This window comes from Streptomyces viridochromogenes DSM 40736, from assembly GCF_000158955.1.
GTDB lineage: Bacteria > Actinomycetota > Actinomycetes > Streptomycetales > Streptomycetaceae > Streptomyces > Streptomyces venetus.
In genome coordinates, this window is record NZ_GG657757.1 from 4,689,250 (window position 1) to 4,704,993 (window position 15,744).

Sequence of the window (15,744 nt, forward strand, 5' to 3'; positions counted from 1 at the left end):
GAGGCACTGCGCGACATCCTTCGTGTCGCCGAGAGCCGGAGGCGACGGCAGCCGTAAGACACCGACGCCCCCTGCCCGATGACTCGGGCAGGGGGCGTCGGAACAGTCACAACAGCCCGCGGAGGCGGCCTACTTCACCGGCTCCGGCTCCGGCGCGCTCTCCGAGTCCGCCGTACCCGCCGGCGGCTCCCCGTCGTCGCCCTCGTCCGCTGCCGGGACCGGCGTCTTCACCGAGTCCAGCAGGAGTTGTGCCACGTCGACGACCTGGATGGACTCCTTGGCCTTGCCGTCGTTCTTCTTGCCGTTGACGGAGTCGGTCAGCATGACGAGGCAGAAGGGGCAGGCGGTGGAGACGATGTCGGGGTTGACCGAGAGGGCCTCGTCGACGCGCTCGTTGTTGATGCGCTTGCCGATCCGCTCCTCCATCCACATGCGCGCACCGCCGGCGCCGCAGCAGAAGCCGCGCTCCTTGTGGCGGTGCATCTCCTCGTTGCGGATGCCCGGGACGGCGGCGATGATCTCGCGCGGCGGTGTGTAGATCTTGTTGTGGCGGCCCAGGTAGCAGGGGTCGTGGTACGTGATGATGCCCTCGACCGGCGTGACCGGGATGAGCTTGCCCTCGTCCACCAGGTGCTGGAGCAGCTGGGTGTGGTGGATGACCTCGTAGTCGCCGCCGAGCTGCGGGTACTCGTTGCCGAGCGTGTTGAGGCAGTGCGGGCAGGTCGCGACGATCTTCTTGGCCGACTTGGGCTTCGCCGTCTCGGGAACGACCTTGCCGTCCTCGTCCGTCTCCTCGCCGAACGCCATGTTCAGCGCCATGACGTTCTCCATGCCGAGCTCCTGGAAGAGGGGCTCGTTGCCGAGGCGGCGGGCGGAGTCACCGGTGCACTTCTCGTCGCCGCCCATGATGGCGAACTTGACGCCCGCGATGTGGAGGAGTTCGGCGAAGGCCTTGGTGGTCTTCTTGGCGCGGTCCTCCAGGGCACCGGCGCAGCCGACCCAGTACAGGTACTCGACCTCGGTGAGGTCCTCGATGTCCTTGCCGACGACGGGGACCTCGAAGTCGACCTCCTTGAGCCACTCCAGGCGCTGCTTCTTCGCCAGGCCCCAGGGGTTGCCCTTCTTCTCCAGGTTCTTGAGCATCGTGCCCGCCTCGGACGGGAACGCGGACTCGATCATGACCTGGTAGCGGCGCATGTCGACGATGTGGTCGACGTGCTCGATGTCCACCGGGCACTGCTCGACGCAGGCGCCGCAGGTGGTGCAGGACCACAGGACGTCCGGGTCGATGACGCCGTTCTCCTCCAGCGTGCCGACCAGGGGGCGCTCGGCCTCGGCCAGAGCCGCGGCGGGGACGTCCTTCAGCTGCTCCTCGGAGGCCTTCTCCTCGCCCTCCATCGTCTTGCCGCCGCCGGCCAGCAGGTACGGCGCCTTGGCGTGGGCGTGGTCCCGCAGGGACATGATCAGCAGCTTGGGGGAGAGGGGCTTGCCCGTGTTCCAGGCGGGGCACTGCGACTGGCAGCGGCCGCACTCGGTGCAGGTGGAGAAGTCCAGCAGGCCCTTCCACGAGTACTGCTCGACCTGGGAGACACCGAAGACGTCGTCCTCGCCCGGGTCGGTGAAGTCGATCGGCTTGCCGCCGGACGTCATCGGCTGCAGGGCGCCCAGCGCGGTCCCGCCACTCGCCTCGCGCTTGAACCAGATGTTCGGGAAGGCCAGGAAACGGTGCCAGGCGACACCCATGTTCGTGTTGAGCGAGACGACGATCATCCACACGAAGGACGTGCCGATCTTGATCATCGCGACGAAGTAGACCAGGTTCTGCAGCGCGGAGACGCTCAGCCCCTTGAAGGCCAGCACCAGCGGATACGACGCGAAGTACGACGCCTCGTAGTGGTCCACGTGGTGGAGTGCGCCCTCCAGGCCCCGCAGCACGTAGATCGCCAGGCCGATGGTGAGGATGACGTACTCGACGAAGTACGCCTGACCGGCCTTGGAGCCCGCGAAGCGCGACTTGCGGCCGGCCCGGGACGGCAGGCTCAGCAGGCGGATCGCGATGAGCACCGCGATGCCCAGCACCGTCATCACGCCGATGAACTCGATGTACAGCTCGAACGGCAGGAAGTCACCGATGACCGGCAGCACCCAGTCGGCCTGGAACAGCTGGCCGAAGGCCTGGGCGAGGGTCGGCGGCAGCGTCAGGAAGCCGACGGCGACGAACCAGTGCGCGACACCGACGATGCCCCACCGGTTCATGCGCGTGTGGCCGAGGAACTCCTTCACCAGGGTCACGCTGCGCTGGTAGGGGTTGTCGGTCCGGGTACCGGCGGGCACGGGCTGGCCCAGCTTGAAGTACCGGACGAACTGGCCGATCGCGCGTGCTAGCAGCGCAACACCGACCACGGTCAGTACCAGCGACACGATGATCGCGGCGAGTTGCATGGGGGCTCCTCGGGCCTGCGAGGCATTTCGTCGGGACTCTCCTCAGGAGGGTTCCCGAAATTACTAAGCGGTAACTTATGCAGTCCGTCTGAGACTACCCCTACCTTCCGCCGCACTGTAGTCGGGTGGGGGGTGATCTGAATCGCTGAGGGTCGCCTCAGATCCGGACGTGATCCGGTCGTGTTATTCGTACCGAATTGTCATAGTGACGCCTAACTTATATCCGTGCTCTACGGGATCGCCGCCGCCGCAACCGCCCTCCTTCTCACCGCCCTGCTCGCGGCCCTCCTCCGGGCCCCCGCTCGCCGGCTGCGCCTGTTCGACCGGCGGCGGCAGCGGGAGGTGCCGTTGTCCGGAGGGCCGGCCGTCGTGCTCGTCACTGGGGCCGTCGTGGGTGCGGGGCACTGGATCGGGGTCGCGCCGCCCCTGGACGACGAGGTCCTGGAACTCCTCGTCGCCGGGGGCGTGGTCGCCGTGCTCGGGTTCGTCGACGACGTGTGGCGGCTGCGGCGGCGGGTGCTGGCCGTGGGCACGGCGGTGGCGGCGGCGTGTGTCGTGCCCTACGGGGAGACGGGGATCGGGAGCGGGCTGCTCGCCGTCGGGTGGGTGGTGTGTGCGACCTTGGGCTTCCGGGGGCTCGATCACGCCGACGGGCTCGCGGGAGCCGTGGGAGTGGTGACGGCCTTCGGCGCGGGGGCCTGTGCCGCCATCGAGGTGATGGACGGCATCGCCGTGCTGATGAGCGCGCTGGCCGCGGCGCTGACCGGGTTCCTCGTCCACAACTGGCATCCCGCGCGGGCCGCGCTCGGGGCCAGTGGGTCGATGTCCGCCGGGTTCGTGCTGGCCGGGGGAGTCGTGTACGCGCGGGCCGGGCAGGGGCTCGGGGAGAGCGCGGGGGTGCTGCTCGCGCTCACCGCCGTGGTGGGTGCCGACGCCGTACTGGTCCTGGTGTCGCGGCGGCTGGACGGGCGGGCCGTTCTGCGGAGCGGGCCGGACCATCTCGGGCACCGGCTGCGGCGGCTCGGGCTGACCGCGCCCGGGGCGACTCTGCTGCTGGCGTCCGGCGCGTTCTCCGGCGTGCTCGTCGGGGTACTCGCGCACGCCGGCTGGGTCGGCACGGACGCCCTGTGGTGGGTGGCGGGCGTGGCTCTCGCCGTCGTACTCGCGCTGTCACGCGTGCGCGTGTACGGTCCCCGCAGTCCCGGGCGTACGGTATCGACGCAGGTCAGCGCCCCGTTGCGTGTAAGGAACGGATAAGAGTTGAGCCTGCCCGACTCAGCTCTGTTGACCGGTTGGGGGCCGTCGTGCACACTTGAGTCCGTTCCACTCAAGTCAGCTGGAGGAATCAACCATGGCACGTGCGGTCGGCATCGACCTGGGCACGACTAACTCCGTCGTCAGCGTTCTGGAGGGCGGCGAGCCCACCGTCATCACCAACGCCGAGGGCGCCAGGACCACGCCGTCCGTCGTCGCCTTCGCCAAGAACGGTGAGGTGCTCGTCGGAGAGGTGGCCAAGCGCCAGGCGGTCACGAACGTGGACCGGACCATCCGCTCCGTGAAGCGCCACATGGGCACGGACTGGAAGATCGAGCTCGACGGGAAGCCCTTCAACCCGCAGCAGATCAGCGCCTTCGTGCTCCAGAAGCTGAAGCGTGACGCCGAGTCCTACCTGGGCGAGAAGGTGACCGACGCGGTCATCACCGTCCCGGCGTACTTCAACGACTCCGAGCGTCAGGCCACGAAGGAGGCCGGCGAGATCGCCGGTCTGAACGTGCTGCGCATCGTCAACGAGCCCACCGCGGCCGCCCTGGCGTACGGCCTCGACAAGGACGACCAGACCATCCTGGTCTTCGACCTCGGTGGCGGTACGTTCGACGTCTCGCTGCTGGAGATCGGCGACGGCGTCGTCGAGGTGAAGGCCACCAACGGTGACAACCACCTCGGTGGTGACGACTGGGACCAGCGCGTCGTCGACTACCTGGTCCAGCAGTTCCAGTCCGGCCACGGCGTGGACCTGGGCAAGGACAAGATGGCCCTGCAGCGTCTGCGCGAGGCCGCCGAGAAGGCGAAGATCGAGCTGTCCTCGTCCACCGAGACCTCGATCAACCTGCCCTACATCACCGCCTCCGCCGAGGGCCCCCTGCACCTCGACGAGAAGCTCACCCGCGCCCAGTTCCAGCAGCTGACCGCGGACCTGCTGGAGCGCTGCAAGACGCCGTTCCACAACGTCATCAAGGACGCCGGCATCTCCATCAGCGAGATCGACCACGTCGTCCTGGTCGGCGGCTCCACCCGTATGCCCGCCGTCGCCGAGCTCGTCAAGGAGCTGACCGGCGGCAAGGACGCCAACAAGGGCGTCAACCCGGACGAGGTCGTCGCCATCGGCGCCGCCCTGCAGGCCGGTGTCCTCAAGGGCGAGGTCAAGGACGTCCTGCTCCTCGACGTCACCCCGCTGTCCCTCGGCATCGAGACCAAGGGCGGCATCATGACCAAGCTCATCGAGCGCAACACCACGATCCCGACCAAGCGGTCCGAGATCTTCACGACGGCCGAGGACAACCAGCCGTCCGTGCAGATCCAGGTCTACCAGGGCGAGCGCGAGATCGCGGCGTACAACAAGAAGCTCGGGATGTTCGAGCTGACCGGTCTGCCCCCGGCGCCCCGCGGCGTCCCGCAGATCGAGGTCTCCTTCGACATCGACGCCAACGGCATCATGCACGTGACCGCGAAGGACCTGGGCACGGGCAAGGAGCAGAAGATGACCGTCACCGGCGGCTCCTCGCTGCCGAAGGACGAGGTCGACCGCATGCGCCAGGAGGCCGAGCAGTACGCGGAGGAGGACCACAAGCGCCGCGAGGCCGCCGAGTCCCGCAACCAGGGCGAGCAGCTCGTCTACCAGACCGAGAAGTTCCTCAAGGACAACGAGGACAAGGTCCCGGGCGAGATCAAGACCGAGGTCGAGGAAGCCGTGGGTGAGCTGAAGGAGAAGCTCAAGGGCGAGGACACGGCCGAGATCCGCACCGCCACGGAGAAGGTCGCGGCCGTCTCGCAGAAGCTCGGCCAGGCCATGTACGCCGACGCGGGCGCCGCGCAGGCCGCCGACGGCGCAGCCGCCGGAGCCGGTGCGGGCGCCGGTGACGCCAAGGCCGACGACGACGTCGTCGACGCCGAGATCGTCGACGAGGACCGGAAGGACGGTGCCGCGTGACGGAGGAGACCCCGGGCTTCGACGAGCAGCAGCCCGACGTCCCTTCCGGCGCCACCTCCGACGACGCCGAGCCGAAGGCCGCCTCCCCCTCCGCTGAGGAGGGGGCGGCCCCGGCCGGGGACACGGGCCAGGACGTGGCTCTGGTGGCCCAGCTGGACCAGGCCCGCACGGCGCTCAGCGAGCGCACGGCGGACCTCCAGCGCCTCCAGGCCGAGTTCCAGAACTACCGCCGCCGGGTCGAGCGTGACCGGATCGCGGTCAAGGAGATCGCCATCGCGAACCTCCTGACCGAGCTCCTGCCCGTGCTCGACGACATCGGCCGCGCCCGCGAACACGGCGAACTGGTCGGCGGCTTCAAGTCCGTCGCCGAGTCGCTGGAGGGCACCGCGGCGAAGATGGGCCTGCAGCAGTTCGGCAAGGAGGGCGAGCCCTTCGACCCGACGATCCACGAAGCCCTGATGCACAGCTACGCACCGGACGTCACCGAGACGACGTGCGTGGCGATTCTGCAGCCCGGGTACCGGATCGGCGAGCGCACCATCCGCCCCGCGCGGGTGGCCGTGGCCGAACCCCAGCCGGGGGCACAGACGGTCAAGGCGGACGAGTCCGCCGACGCCGACGACAAGGAGAGCGGTGGCCCGGACGAGGGCTGACGTCATAACGGACGAAGGGAAGGAGGGACGTCGAGGATGAGCACCAAGGACTTCATCGAGAAGGACTACTACAAGGTCCTCGGCGTCCCCAAGGACGCCACCGAGGCCGAGATCAAGAAGGCGTACCGGAAGCTCGCCCGCGAGAACCACCCGGACGCCAACAAGGGAAACGTCAAGGCGGAGGAGCGCTTCAAGGAGATCTCCGAGGCCAACGACATCCTCGGCGACCCCAAGAAGCGCAAGGAGTACGACGAGGCACGCGCCCTCTTCGGCAACGGAGGCTTCCGCCCGGGGCCGGGCGGCGCGGGCGGCTCCTTCAACTTCGACCTGGGCGACCTCTTCGGAGGCGGCGCCCAGGGCGGCGGCCAGGGGGCCGGCGGCTTCGGCGGTGGACTCGGTGACGTCTTCGGGGGCCTGTTCAACCGCGGCGGCGCGGGCGCGGGGACGCGCACGCAGCCGCGGCGCGGCCAGGACATCGAGTCCGAGGTCACGCTGAGCTTCACGGAGGCGATCGAGGGCGCGACCGTCCCGTTGCGGATGTCCTCGCAGTCGCCCTGCAAGGCCTGTTCGGGCACCGGCGACAAGAACGGCACACCCCGGGTGTGCCCGACCTGCGTCGGCACCGGGCAGGTCGCCCGGGGCAGCGGCGGCGGTTTCTCCCTGACCGACCCCTGCCCCGACTGCAAGGGCCGCGGCCTGATCGCGGAGAACGCCTGCGAGGTCTGCAAGGGCAGCGGCCGGGCCAAGTCCTCGCGGACCATGCAGGTACGCATCCCCGCGGGCGTCAGCGACGGCCAGCGGATCCGGCTGCGCGGCAAGGGCGCGCCGGGCGAGCGCGGCGGCCCGGCGGGCGATCTGTACGTCGTCGTGCACGTCGACTCCCACCCGGTCTTCGGCCGCAGGGACGACAACCTCACCGTCACCGTCCCGGTCACCTTCACCGAGGCCGCCCTCGGCGGGGAGGTCCGGGTGCCGACGCTGGGCGGCCCGCCCGTCACGCTGAAGCTCCCGCCGGGCACCCCCAACGGGCGTACCATGCGCGCCCGGGGCAAGGGCGCGGTCCGCAAGGACGGCACCCGCGGCGACCTTCTGGTCACCGTCGAGGTGAGTGTTCCGGCGGACCTGACGGGGAAGGCTCGTGACGCACTCGAGGCGTATCGCGAGGCGACCGCGGGTGAGGATCCGCGGGCGGAGCTGTTCCAGGCCGCGAAGGGAGCATGAGTCAGATGGACGGTCGTCGACGCAATCCGTATGAACTGACCGAGGAAACCCCGGTCTACGTCATCTCGGTGGCGGCCCAGCTGTCCGGCCTGCACCCGCAGACCCTTCGCCAGTACGACCGCCTCGGCCTGGTCTCCCCGGACCGCACCGCCGGCCGGGGCCGCCGCTACTCGGCCCGTGACATCGAACTGCTCCGCCAGGTGCAGGCGTTGTCGCAGGACGAGGGCATCAACCTGGCGGGCATCAAGCGCATCATCGAACTGGAGAACCAGGTCGCCGCCCTCCAGGCCCGGGTGGCCGAGATGGAGGACGCGCTCGACGGCGCGGCGGCGGCCATGCGGCAGCGCGAGGCGGCGGTGCACGCGTCGTACCGCCGGGACCTGGTGCCGTATCAGGAGGTCCAGCAGACCAGCGCGCTGGTGGTGTGGCGGCCGAAGAGGCAGCAGCAGTCGGACTGACGCGTACGCGTGTGTGACGTGCGTGAAAGGGGCCGGGAGGCAACTCCCGGCCCCTTTCGTATGACCTGACCCGATTTCGCCGGATCTCCTGTCCATGACTGACCGGTGCAGAGCACTTGGAGACGATTCCGCACCGTCTTCACAACCACTGCGGAGCGTGGTGTTGCCATCTCGTTAAGTGCATACGCTTGACGCTGGGGCCCGGTCCGCGTTGGCTTTTCAGTCACATGGGCCGCAAAGCTGTGCCCACGTCCGAATCACACGCGAAGTGAGCTCCCGCATGCGTCGTCGTATCTCCATATCCGTGGCCGCCGCCACGATGTCCGTCACGCTCGCCGGCTGCGGTGTGCTCAACGCGACCGGGAGCAGCGACGACGCGAGCCCGGCGAAGGGCGACGACATCACGGTCGGGCTGCTGCTCCCGGAGAAGGCGAACACCCGGTACGAGAACTTCGACTACCCGATCATCAAGAGGAAGGTCGAGTCCCTCACCAACAACAAGGGCCGCGTCGAGTACGCCAACGCCGAGGCCAGCGCCGGGCAGCAGGCGACCCAGATGCAGAAGATGATCGACGACCGGGTCGACGTGATCCTGCTGGACGCGGTCGACTCGAAGGCCATCGCGAGCGGCGTGAAGAAGGCCAAGGACGCGGGCATCCCGGTCATCGCCTACGACCGGCTCGCCGAGGGCCCGATCGACGCGTACATCTCCTTCGACAACGAACTCGTCGGCGAGGTCCAGGGGCGCACCCTGCTGGAGGCCATCGGCGACGACGTGAGCCTCTCCGACAAGATCGTCATGATGAACGGCTCACCGACGGACCCGAACGCCAAGCAGTTCAAGGCCGGGGCGCTGTCGGAGCTGAACGGCAAGGTGACGATCGCGCAGTCCTTCGACACCAAGGACTGGAAGCCGGAGAACGCGCAGGCCAACATGGCCGACGCGATCGCGAAGATCGGCAAGGGCGACATCGCTGCGGTCTACTCCGCCAACGACGGCATGGCGGGCGGCATCGTCGACGCGCTCGAGGCCGCGGGCGTGACCAAGCTGCCGCCGATCACCGGGCAGGACGCGGAGCTCCCCGCGGTGCAGCGGATCATCACCGGTGAGCAGTACATGAGCGTCTACAAGTCGTACCCCCAGGAGGCGGAGAACGCCGCCGAGATGGCCGTGGCCAAGGTCCAGGGCCGCGACATCCAGTTCGCCGCCCTCACCCGCGACAAGGTCGACAGCCCCACGGACAAGGGCATCCCGGCCCAGCTCGTGCCCGTGGTCGCCCTCACCAAGGAGAACATCGAGGACACGGTCGTCGCCGACGACATCTACAAGCTGTCGGACATCTGCACCGCGCAGTACAAGGCGGCGTGCTCGGAGATCGGGCTGAAGTAGGTTGACCTGCCGGAGAGCCGCCCTTCTGTGTGAGGGGGGCGACGGTCTGCCGGTTGCCGAACGCCTCGTTTGGAGCTACGGGTAGCGTAGCTCTTGCTTGAGCGGGTGGTTCCCGGTGTGCCGAGCCGTCCACAGGACGGTGGCCGACACCGGTATGGAGATCGTGGAGGGCTGGCCGCGATCATCTCCGCGGCGCCCACCGGTTGCCGGTGGGCATCCGGTAGTCGGTTCGTCCGGTGCCACCGCTCAGCGCCGGTTCGTGGAGTGGTCGATGGCCTGGGTGTGGGCTAAGCAGCATCGTCTAGTCTCGGACGAGCTCGGGTCGCGCGGCGAGATCGACTGGTCGCGGTGTGCATCCGACTGGGCATCGAGCCGTGAAGAGGCAAGCGGCACCGTTGGACCAGCCAATGCACGATGGCTTGGCTCGCCGGATGCCGGCGCCTCCGCCGCTGCTACGAACGCAGAGCCCTACCTCGTGGCCCCAACCCGCATCGTTGGGTGATTTGCTTGCCATTGCCACAACGATGAGACCGCCGAAGCAAGCCACTGGCGAGAAAAGATCGCTGGGCCCCGTTGCTCACAAACTCATTCCCTTGGGAGTTTCAGTTCACACTGCCGCGCCTTTGTTTTTCGATGCGGAGGACATTCGGAATGAGCCTCGATCCGGCTTGTAAGATACTTGACGCAAGAGGGGTAGCCATCTTAAATTTCCGTATGTATGCGCCGGAGATCGCGGTGTCTGCAGTCGGAAGATACAGTGCTGAGCGTTCAGTGTGCTCGCTTCTGTGGATTGGTCCACTCCCGCTGTCAGGACCCCGAATCTCCCATCCAGGGGGCACGGCCGGCTCAGCCGATCGGACGTCGAAGTGCGTCCGCCCTTTATTCGTACCGCCCGTACCTGGGGGCGGACAATTCCAAGCGACTGACGAGAAGGAACGTTCCATGACTCGTTCGATACGTAAAGCTCTGCATTGCGTGATTCTGACTGGCTTACTCGCCCTAGGTGCCTCGCAAGCTTTTGCCGCCCCTGATGGCAACGCCGCTAGCGCCGCACCGCACTCAGTGGCTTTCTCTGCGGATGCCTTGACGCCTCCCGAGGGATTCGTTCGCGAAGTCACTTTTTATGGTATGGCTGCTGCCTGCGAGTCGGTGGGTAGGGATGGCGTAGAGGAGGGCAAGTGGAGCGCATATGTTTGCGTCCCGTTCGGCCCCTTCTCGCCTTTCCAATACCTCTACGTTAAGAGATGATGCCAGTCTGTTCCTGTCTTGAATGACGAACCGCCCCCGTGGGGCACTGCTTTCGAAGGGAGCAGGGAAACCGAACGGGCGGGGCGTGGGTTATAACCGCACCTGGGTGGGGCCCTGGGGCCCGACCAAGGTGCGGGTCAGCTGCCATCTTCCGTGTGTGGGGGCTTGGGACTGGCGGGGATGCCCCCTATGGGAATGGGCCCTTGTGCTCGCCGCACCTCACCAGAGCGGGTTACACCGCGTCAAGGATCTCTTCCAGGTCACGCGAGGCGGCACGAAGGCCGAATCCCTTGGCGACACCGGCGACATTTAGCACCACCTCGTCTACACCGGCACGGCTGAAGCGATCGAGGCCGTCACGGATGTCCGATATGGTTCCGTACAGGAAGACGCCCGCATCGATCAACTTGTCGACGTCTTCCGTCTTTCCCGTCACCTCGATATTCGCGTCGCGAAGCGTGTCCTGGTAGTGGGGCAACTGGATATGCATGCCGATCGCTTCGAAGGCGATGTCACGTGCACGCCGACCTTCTCTAGCTACCGCACACGGAATGATGGCTGTCACGGGAACCCGATCCCGTCCTGCCTGGGTACTCGCCCCCCATACCTGCGGAACGATGACGTCGCTCAGGTAGGTGGGCGGGCAGAGCCAGGTGATCGCGTCGTCCGCAATCTGTCCGGCCAGGGCGGCCATCTTGGTGCGCAGTACGCCCATACCCACACGCACCTCGGCGCTACGCGCGGGAACAAGTCGACCAGTGGTCGAATAGCATTCGCCCTCTGTGGCCACTAACTCGCCATTGAGCAATGCGCGTACCGTCGTCACGTACTCACGAGTGGCGGTGAGAGGGCTTTGGTATGGATTTCCCATGACGCCACGTTGAAAGTCCACAGAGCCCGGCCCGTACGCTGCAATTACTGAGCATCCTGTGGCCAGGGCCGTAGAGCGCGCCTCCACTGCCGCGTGGTAGGGAGAACGCAGCGGGCTCAGGTTCACTCCGAAACCGCTCGGGACACGTAAGCCGATGCCGGCCAGCCAGCTGACAAGCTGGTGATTGTCAATGACCTCGGTTTGTCCCTGCCATAGCCGTTCGGCCCTGCCCCAGCGAACCAGGCCGGCAAAGGGAATAGCCTGCTCGGGGCGAATAATTGGCACAGGCAGCACAAGAGAGTAACGCAATGATTCTCCTATGAATCAAGGCCCGGAGCGGCTGGACGCAGCTCTGGGGGCAAACATCAGGTCGGTGTCGAGGGTGCAAGGCGGCACATAATCTGATCAATGAGGTGTGTAATTGTCAAGACGCGTCGGCCGGTTGAAGTGGATAACGTGCCGGCAGCGCAGCCCCCCTCCGAATTCACTCGGCACACCAGACGAGAGACGCCGACCTGCCCTCCGGGCGCGGTCAGTCACGTACTTCGACTGTGTAAGCGCGGCCAAGGCGTCCGTTTGTGTGTGCCGCGCGTATGCGAAGCCTGTGCGCCGTCTGTGTTCTCACGCTGCGCCAGGCGAATTCTGATGGCGGAGGATGGTGCATGTGCCGCGGATCGCTTTCAAGAGACCCTGCGGCTCCCGCCATCAACCTGGAGGAAACTGTGTACAGAGGCGATATTTCTCTGCTGGAAGAGATCGAGGAGCAGGACTTCGCTTTCGGCGCTGGGTGCAGCGCCAACTTCACCACGTTTTCGCTGTCGGGAATCTTCGGAAACGACGGCGACTGCTGCACGCTTACCAAGGAATGCCAGGCCAGCTGTAACTGACCTGCGTCAGCATGAAGGGGAACATCATGCAGGACAAGAAGACGGACATTCTGGGCGCCTACGACGAGGCGGAGCTCATCGAGCTCAGTGAAGCGGATAACCACGGCGGTACGGGCCCGTGGTGCATAGCCACCGTCACGTTGGTCACCGCGACCGTGTGCCCGACCACCAAGTGCACCAGCAAATGCTGAAGCTCGCTTCACCACTCGTGATCAACGTGTAGCACGATGAGGCGGAATGGAAGCCGATGGTCCGGCTTCCATTCCGCTCCGTCGTCTCGTTGCTCGACATCGTGCGAAAATGGAGTAGCAGAACGTGATATCTCCAGCCGAGTACTATCCAGAATTCAACAGCGTTGAATTCGAAGAAACCATCACACCGCTGGCGCAGTTCGACAGTGAGACCACCGCTGTGCTCCGGGACGGCAGGTCCGGAGTTGCGTCGAGGACATCCGCTCCTGGCGTAGGCACCGGCAGCAGGACTGCCGCGGTGGAAGAATGGCTGCGCGGCTCGGAGCAGTATCCGTTCCAGCATGTGGTCAGGACCGTTGCGGCCACCCTCGCGGACACGGACCCGCTCGCCTCATTCGCGGATCTGTTCGCCGACCAGCAGGCCGCTCTCGTCCAACTGCTCGAACGGGCCGAAGTGCGGCTTCGTGGTGTTTATATGCGCCCGTTGGTGGCCGCCATCAACCACGCGCGCGAGAACGACCTCCTCAGGGGTGCCACCCCCAGGGAGCGCTACGAGTACTTCGTCAAGGAATCGAGCCGTACGTCCTTCACCACCGTGAGCGGCCTGTCCTTTCCGGTCCTGCAGGATGTCACCCGCATCCTTCTCCGCAATGAAACGGACAGTGTCGGCGAACTCTGCACCCGACTGAGAGCCGACCGGGCCGCTATCGAGGACACCTTCGGTATCGACGCCAGCGACCTTCTGGAGTCCTTTGGTCTGCCCGAAGGCGACACGCACCACCATGGGCGCACCGTGGCGGTCCTCGTCTTTCGGTCCGGGAAGCGCCTGGTGTACAAGCCCCGCGACGTGTCGTGTGAGGCCGCCTACGTCTCCATTGCCGGCGAAGTCAACGCTCATTTCGGGACGAGCCTGGTCGCGGCCACCGTCCTGGAACGCGACCGCTACGGGTACGTGGAGTACATCGAGGCCGAAGACGTTTCCGACATCTCCCCGGAGTTCCTGTACGCCAGCGGCGAACTCGCCGCCGTGCTCTACCTGCTCAATGCGCGGGACATGCACTTCGAGAACATCCTGCCGACCCGTCGCGGACCGCTCCCCATAGACCTGGAAACAATCCTGCACCCTGAGAGGGTTCACACGGGGATGATCCCTGAGGTCACCGGAAACGCGTACGAGATGATCGCCCAGTCGGTCTATGGCATAGGGATCCTTCCACTCGTCATGGCCGGCAAAGGCGGTGACGGGGGTCATGTCGACCTTGGGTTCCTCGGAGCCCAAGGAAACGGCAACTCGCCCTTCAAGGCGGTGCAGTTCAAGGACCCATACACCGACTACATCAGTCTGGCGTTCCAGGCAGCGGCCGCCGCAGAGCGGCGTACTGTCGTCAACGCACTGACCAAGCACGAGGTCTACGACCTCGGTCGGCATATGGCCGACGGCTTCACTAAGGTCTACCGCGCCGCCATGGTCGATCCGGACACCTGGACCGCACTGCTGCGCAAGACGGCCACCGACCTCCGCATCCGCTACGTCCACAACGCGACCGTGCTGTATGCGCAAACGCTGCGCATGTCTTCCAGCCCCAGCGCCCTGGAAGACACTGCTCCGTACCTGGCCCTGCTGAAGCGCATCGCGATCGCCAGCCCAGCCTCCGCCCGACAACTTGTCAGGTCTGAGTTGCGGCAACTGGCCGAGCGTGATGTCCCGTACTTCACCGTCGCCAGCACGGACACCGCTCTGATGGATGGCGAAGGCACCGAAATCGGAGCCGCCTTTGACCGGTCGCCGCTCGACCTGGTTCTGGCCAAGGCCGCGCGCCTGAGCGAGTTCGACCTCAGCGAACAGCTCAGGCTCATTCACTCCGCCTTCGCCTCACGCTTCCCGGACAACCACCTGACCCCCGTCGCCGGCCTGGCACCGGTCCCGGGGCGGCCGGGCTCGGCCGCCCTGAAATCGGACAACGAGCTGAAAACGGTGGTGCGCACGCTGTGCGACCACCTGATAGCCACGTCATTGCCTGACCGGTTCGAGCACCTTCCCCGGACCTGGATCGGTCCTCGGGCCTCCGCAGAGGCCGACCGGCCGTGGCCGCCCTGCGTCCTGGGGTACGACCTGTACACCGGACGGACGGGCCCCGCCCTCGCGCTGGCCGCCGCCGGCCGCCTACTGGACGAGGGCAGGTACCGCGATCTGTCGGCGCAGATCTTTTCGACCACCGCAGAGATCCTCGCCACCGAGAGCTATGAGACCCGCAACATCCAGCAGCTCGGATTCGGCGGCTACACAGGCATGGCTGGCATTCTGTTCGCCCTCTCCGCGGCGGGCAGGATCCTCGGCGAGGACAGCTGGACTCGTGCTGCGCAAGGCGCCGTGCCGCTGATCCTCGACCAGGTGAGCAGTGTGCCCCCCGGCAAGCTGCCCCTAGACGTCATCAGCGGTCTCGCCGGTGCGATGTCCTGCATCACCGCGATCGGGGGGCCCCATGCAAACGCAGCCGTCACGGCACTGACCTCAATACTCGTGGACTCCTTCCAGGGCGGTGCGAGCGGCGAGTGGCTCGGGCCCGTACTCGCTCAGTCCGGGTTCGGTCACGGCATCAGCGGCATCCTCCATGCACTCAGCCGGGTTCATCCGCGTCTTTCGCCCGGCCTCCGGCCGCTCGTCGAGTCCACGCTTCAGGATCTGGCTGGCCGACTGCACGGCTTTTTCGATGCCGAAGAGAGGAATTGGCACACCAGCATCGACAGGCCGACGTCCTTCGCGACCGGCTGGTGCCACGGTCCGGCTGGCATCGCTCTCGCCCTGTCCACATACGCCGACGTCTCCGGTGGTAACGAGGTCGTACGCATGCGGGACACGGCCGTTGACTACGTGCTACGCCAGGGCTTCGGACGCAACCTGACGTGGTGCCACGGAGACTTGGGCAACCATGACGCCCTGATAACTCTCGCGGATTGCGGAGTTACATCGCTGCGGGCGGAGATCGAGAAGATCGAGCAACGCTGGCTTCATCCGGAAACCTTCGCCCGCAAGCTCGGGGATACCAGCAGCCGCTACGCACACACCAACAGCCTGCTGGTCGGCACCGCGGGAATCGTGCTCCACCTGGTCAACCGCGTCGACCCGGCCGGCCGCATCTCACCGACCACCTTCGTTGCCAGTGAGGGCCGATAA

At 66.5% G+C, this 15,744-nt stretch carries 11 protein-coding genes and 1 pseudogene; 10 read left to right on the top strand and 2 right to left on the bottom strand.

The window, feature by feature from the left end; genetic code table 11:
• Positions 1-129: 129 nt before the first annotated feature.
• A complete protein-coding gene (locus SSQG_RS20690; protein WP_003991773.1) occupies positions 130-2,442 on the bottom strand; it encodes a (Fe-S)-binding protein in 2,313 nt (770 codons plus the stop codon).
• Positions 2,443-2,667: 225 nt separating this feature from the next.
• On the opposite strand from SSQG_RS20690, the gene SSQG_RS20695 reads away from it, so the two are divergent.
• From SSQG_RS20695 to SSQG_RS42820, 7 genes and pseudogenes are all read left to right on the top strand, one after another.
• On the top strand, positions 2,668-3,699 hold the full coding sequence (locus tag SSQG_RS20695) for an MraY family glycosyltransferase (protein ID WP_003991774.1): 1,032 nt from the start codon (positions 2,668-2,670) through the stop codon (positions 3,697-3,699).
• Between the two features lie 94 nt (positions 3,700-3,793).
• Positions 3,794-5,650: a molecular chaperone DnaK gene (dnaK, locus tag SSQG_RS20700; protein ID WP_003991775.1), complete on the top strand. Its 1,857-nt coding sequence runs from the start codon at positions 3,794-3,796 to the stop codon at positions 5,648-5,650.
• A complete protein-coding gene (gene grpE, locus SSQG_RS20705; protein ID WP_003991776.1) occupies positions 5,647-6,303 on the top strand; it encodes a nucleotide exchange factor GrpE in 657 nt (218 codons plus the stop codon). Before dnaK ends, grpE begins: the two co-directional genes overlap by 4 nt.
• A 36-nt stretch (positions 6,304-6,339) precedes the next feature.
• Positions 6,340-7,524 carry a molecular chaperone DnaJ gene (gene dnaJ, locus SSQG_RS20710; protein WP_003991777.1) on the top strand — a complete coding sequence of 395 codons (1,185 nt, stop codon included), beginning with the start codon at positions 6,340-6,342 and terminating at the stop codon, positions 7,522-7,524.
• Between the two features lie 5 nt (positions 7,525-7,529).
• Positions 7,530-7,982: a heat shock protein transcriptional repressor HspR gene (locus SSQG_RS20715; protein WP_003991778.1), complete on the top strand. Its 453-nt coding sequence runs from the start codon at positions 7,530-7,532 to the stop codon at positions 7,980-7,982.
• Between the two features lie 280 nt (positions 7,983-8,262).
• A complete protein-coding gene (locus SSQG_RS20720) occupies positions 8,263-9,372 on the top strand; it encodes a sugar ABC transporter substrate-binding protein (RefSeq protein WP_244299191.1) in 1,110 nt (369 codons plus the stop codon).
• Positions 9,373-9,465: 93 nt separating this feature from the next.
• A pseudogene (locus SSQG_RS42820) lies at positions 9,466-9,775 on the top strand (IS5/IS1182 family transposase); the annotation flags it as partial.
• A gap of 1,077 nt (positions 9,776-10,852) precedes the next feature.
• Here SSQG_RS42820 and SSQG_RS20725 read toward each other — a convergent pair.
• The gene (locus SSQG_RS20725; RefSeq protein ID WP_003991781.1) at positions 10,853-11,800 is read right to left on the bottom strand and encodes an LLM class flavin-dependent oxidoreductase; all 948 of its coding nucleotides are present in this window, start codon (positions 11,798-11,800) and stop codon (positions 10,853-10,855) included.
• A 353-nt stretch (positions 11,801-12,153) separates the two neighbouring features.
• Here SSQG_RS20725 and SSQG_RS20730 point away from each other — a divergent pair, with 353 nt between their 5' ends.
• The 3 genes from SSQG_RS20730 (at position 12,154) to SSQG_RS20740 (ending at position 15,744) form a co-directional block, all read left to right on the top strand.
• A complete protein-coding gene (locus tag SSQG_RS20730; RefSeq protein ID WP_003991782.1) occupies positions 12,154-12,378 on the top strand; it encodes a plantaricin C family lantibiotic in 225 nt (74 codons plus the stop codon).
• Positions 12,379-12,404: 26 nt separating this feature from the next.
• Positions 12,405-12,569, top strand: a complete 165-nt coding sequence (locus SSQG_RS41860) for a class II lanthipeptide, LchA2/BrtA2 family (RefSeq protein WP_167545791.1) — start codon at positions 12,405-12,407, stop codon at positions 12,567-12,569.
• Between the two features lie 124 nt (positions 12,570-12,693).
• Positions 12,694-15,744 carry a type 2 lanthipeptide synthetase LanM family protein gene (locus SSQG_RS20740; protein ID WP_003991784.1) on the top strand — a complete coding sequence of 1,017 codons (3,051 nt, stop codon included), beginning with the start codon at positions 12,694-12,696 and terminating at the stop codon, positions 15,742-15,744.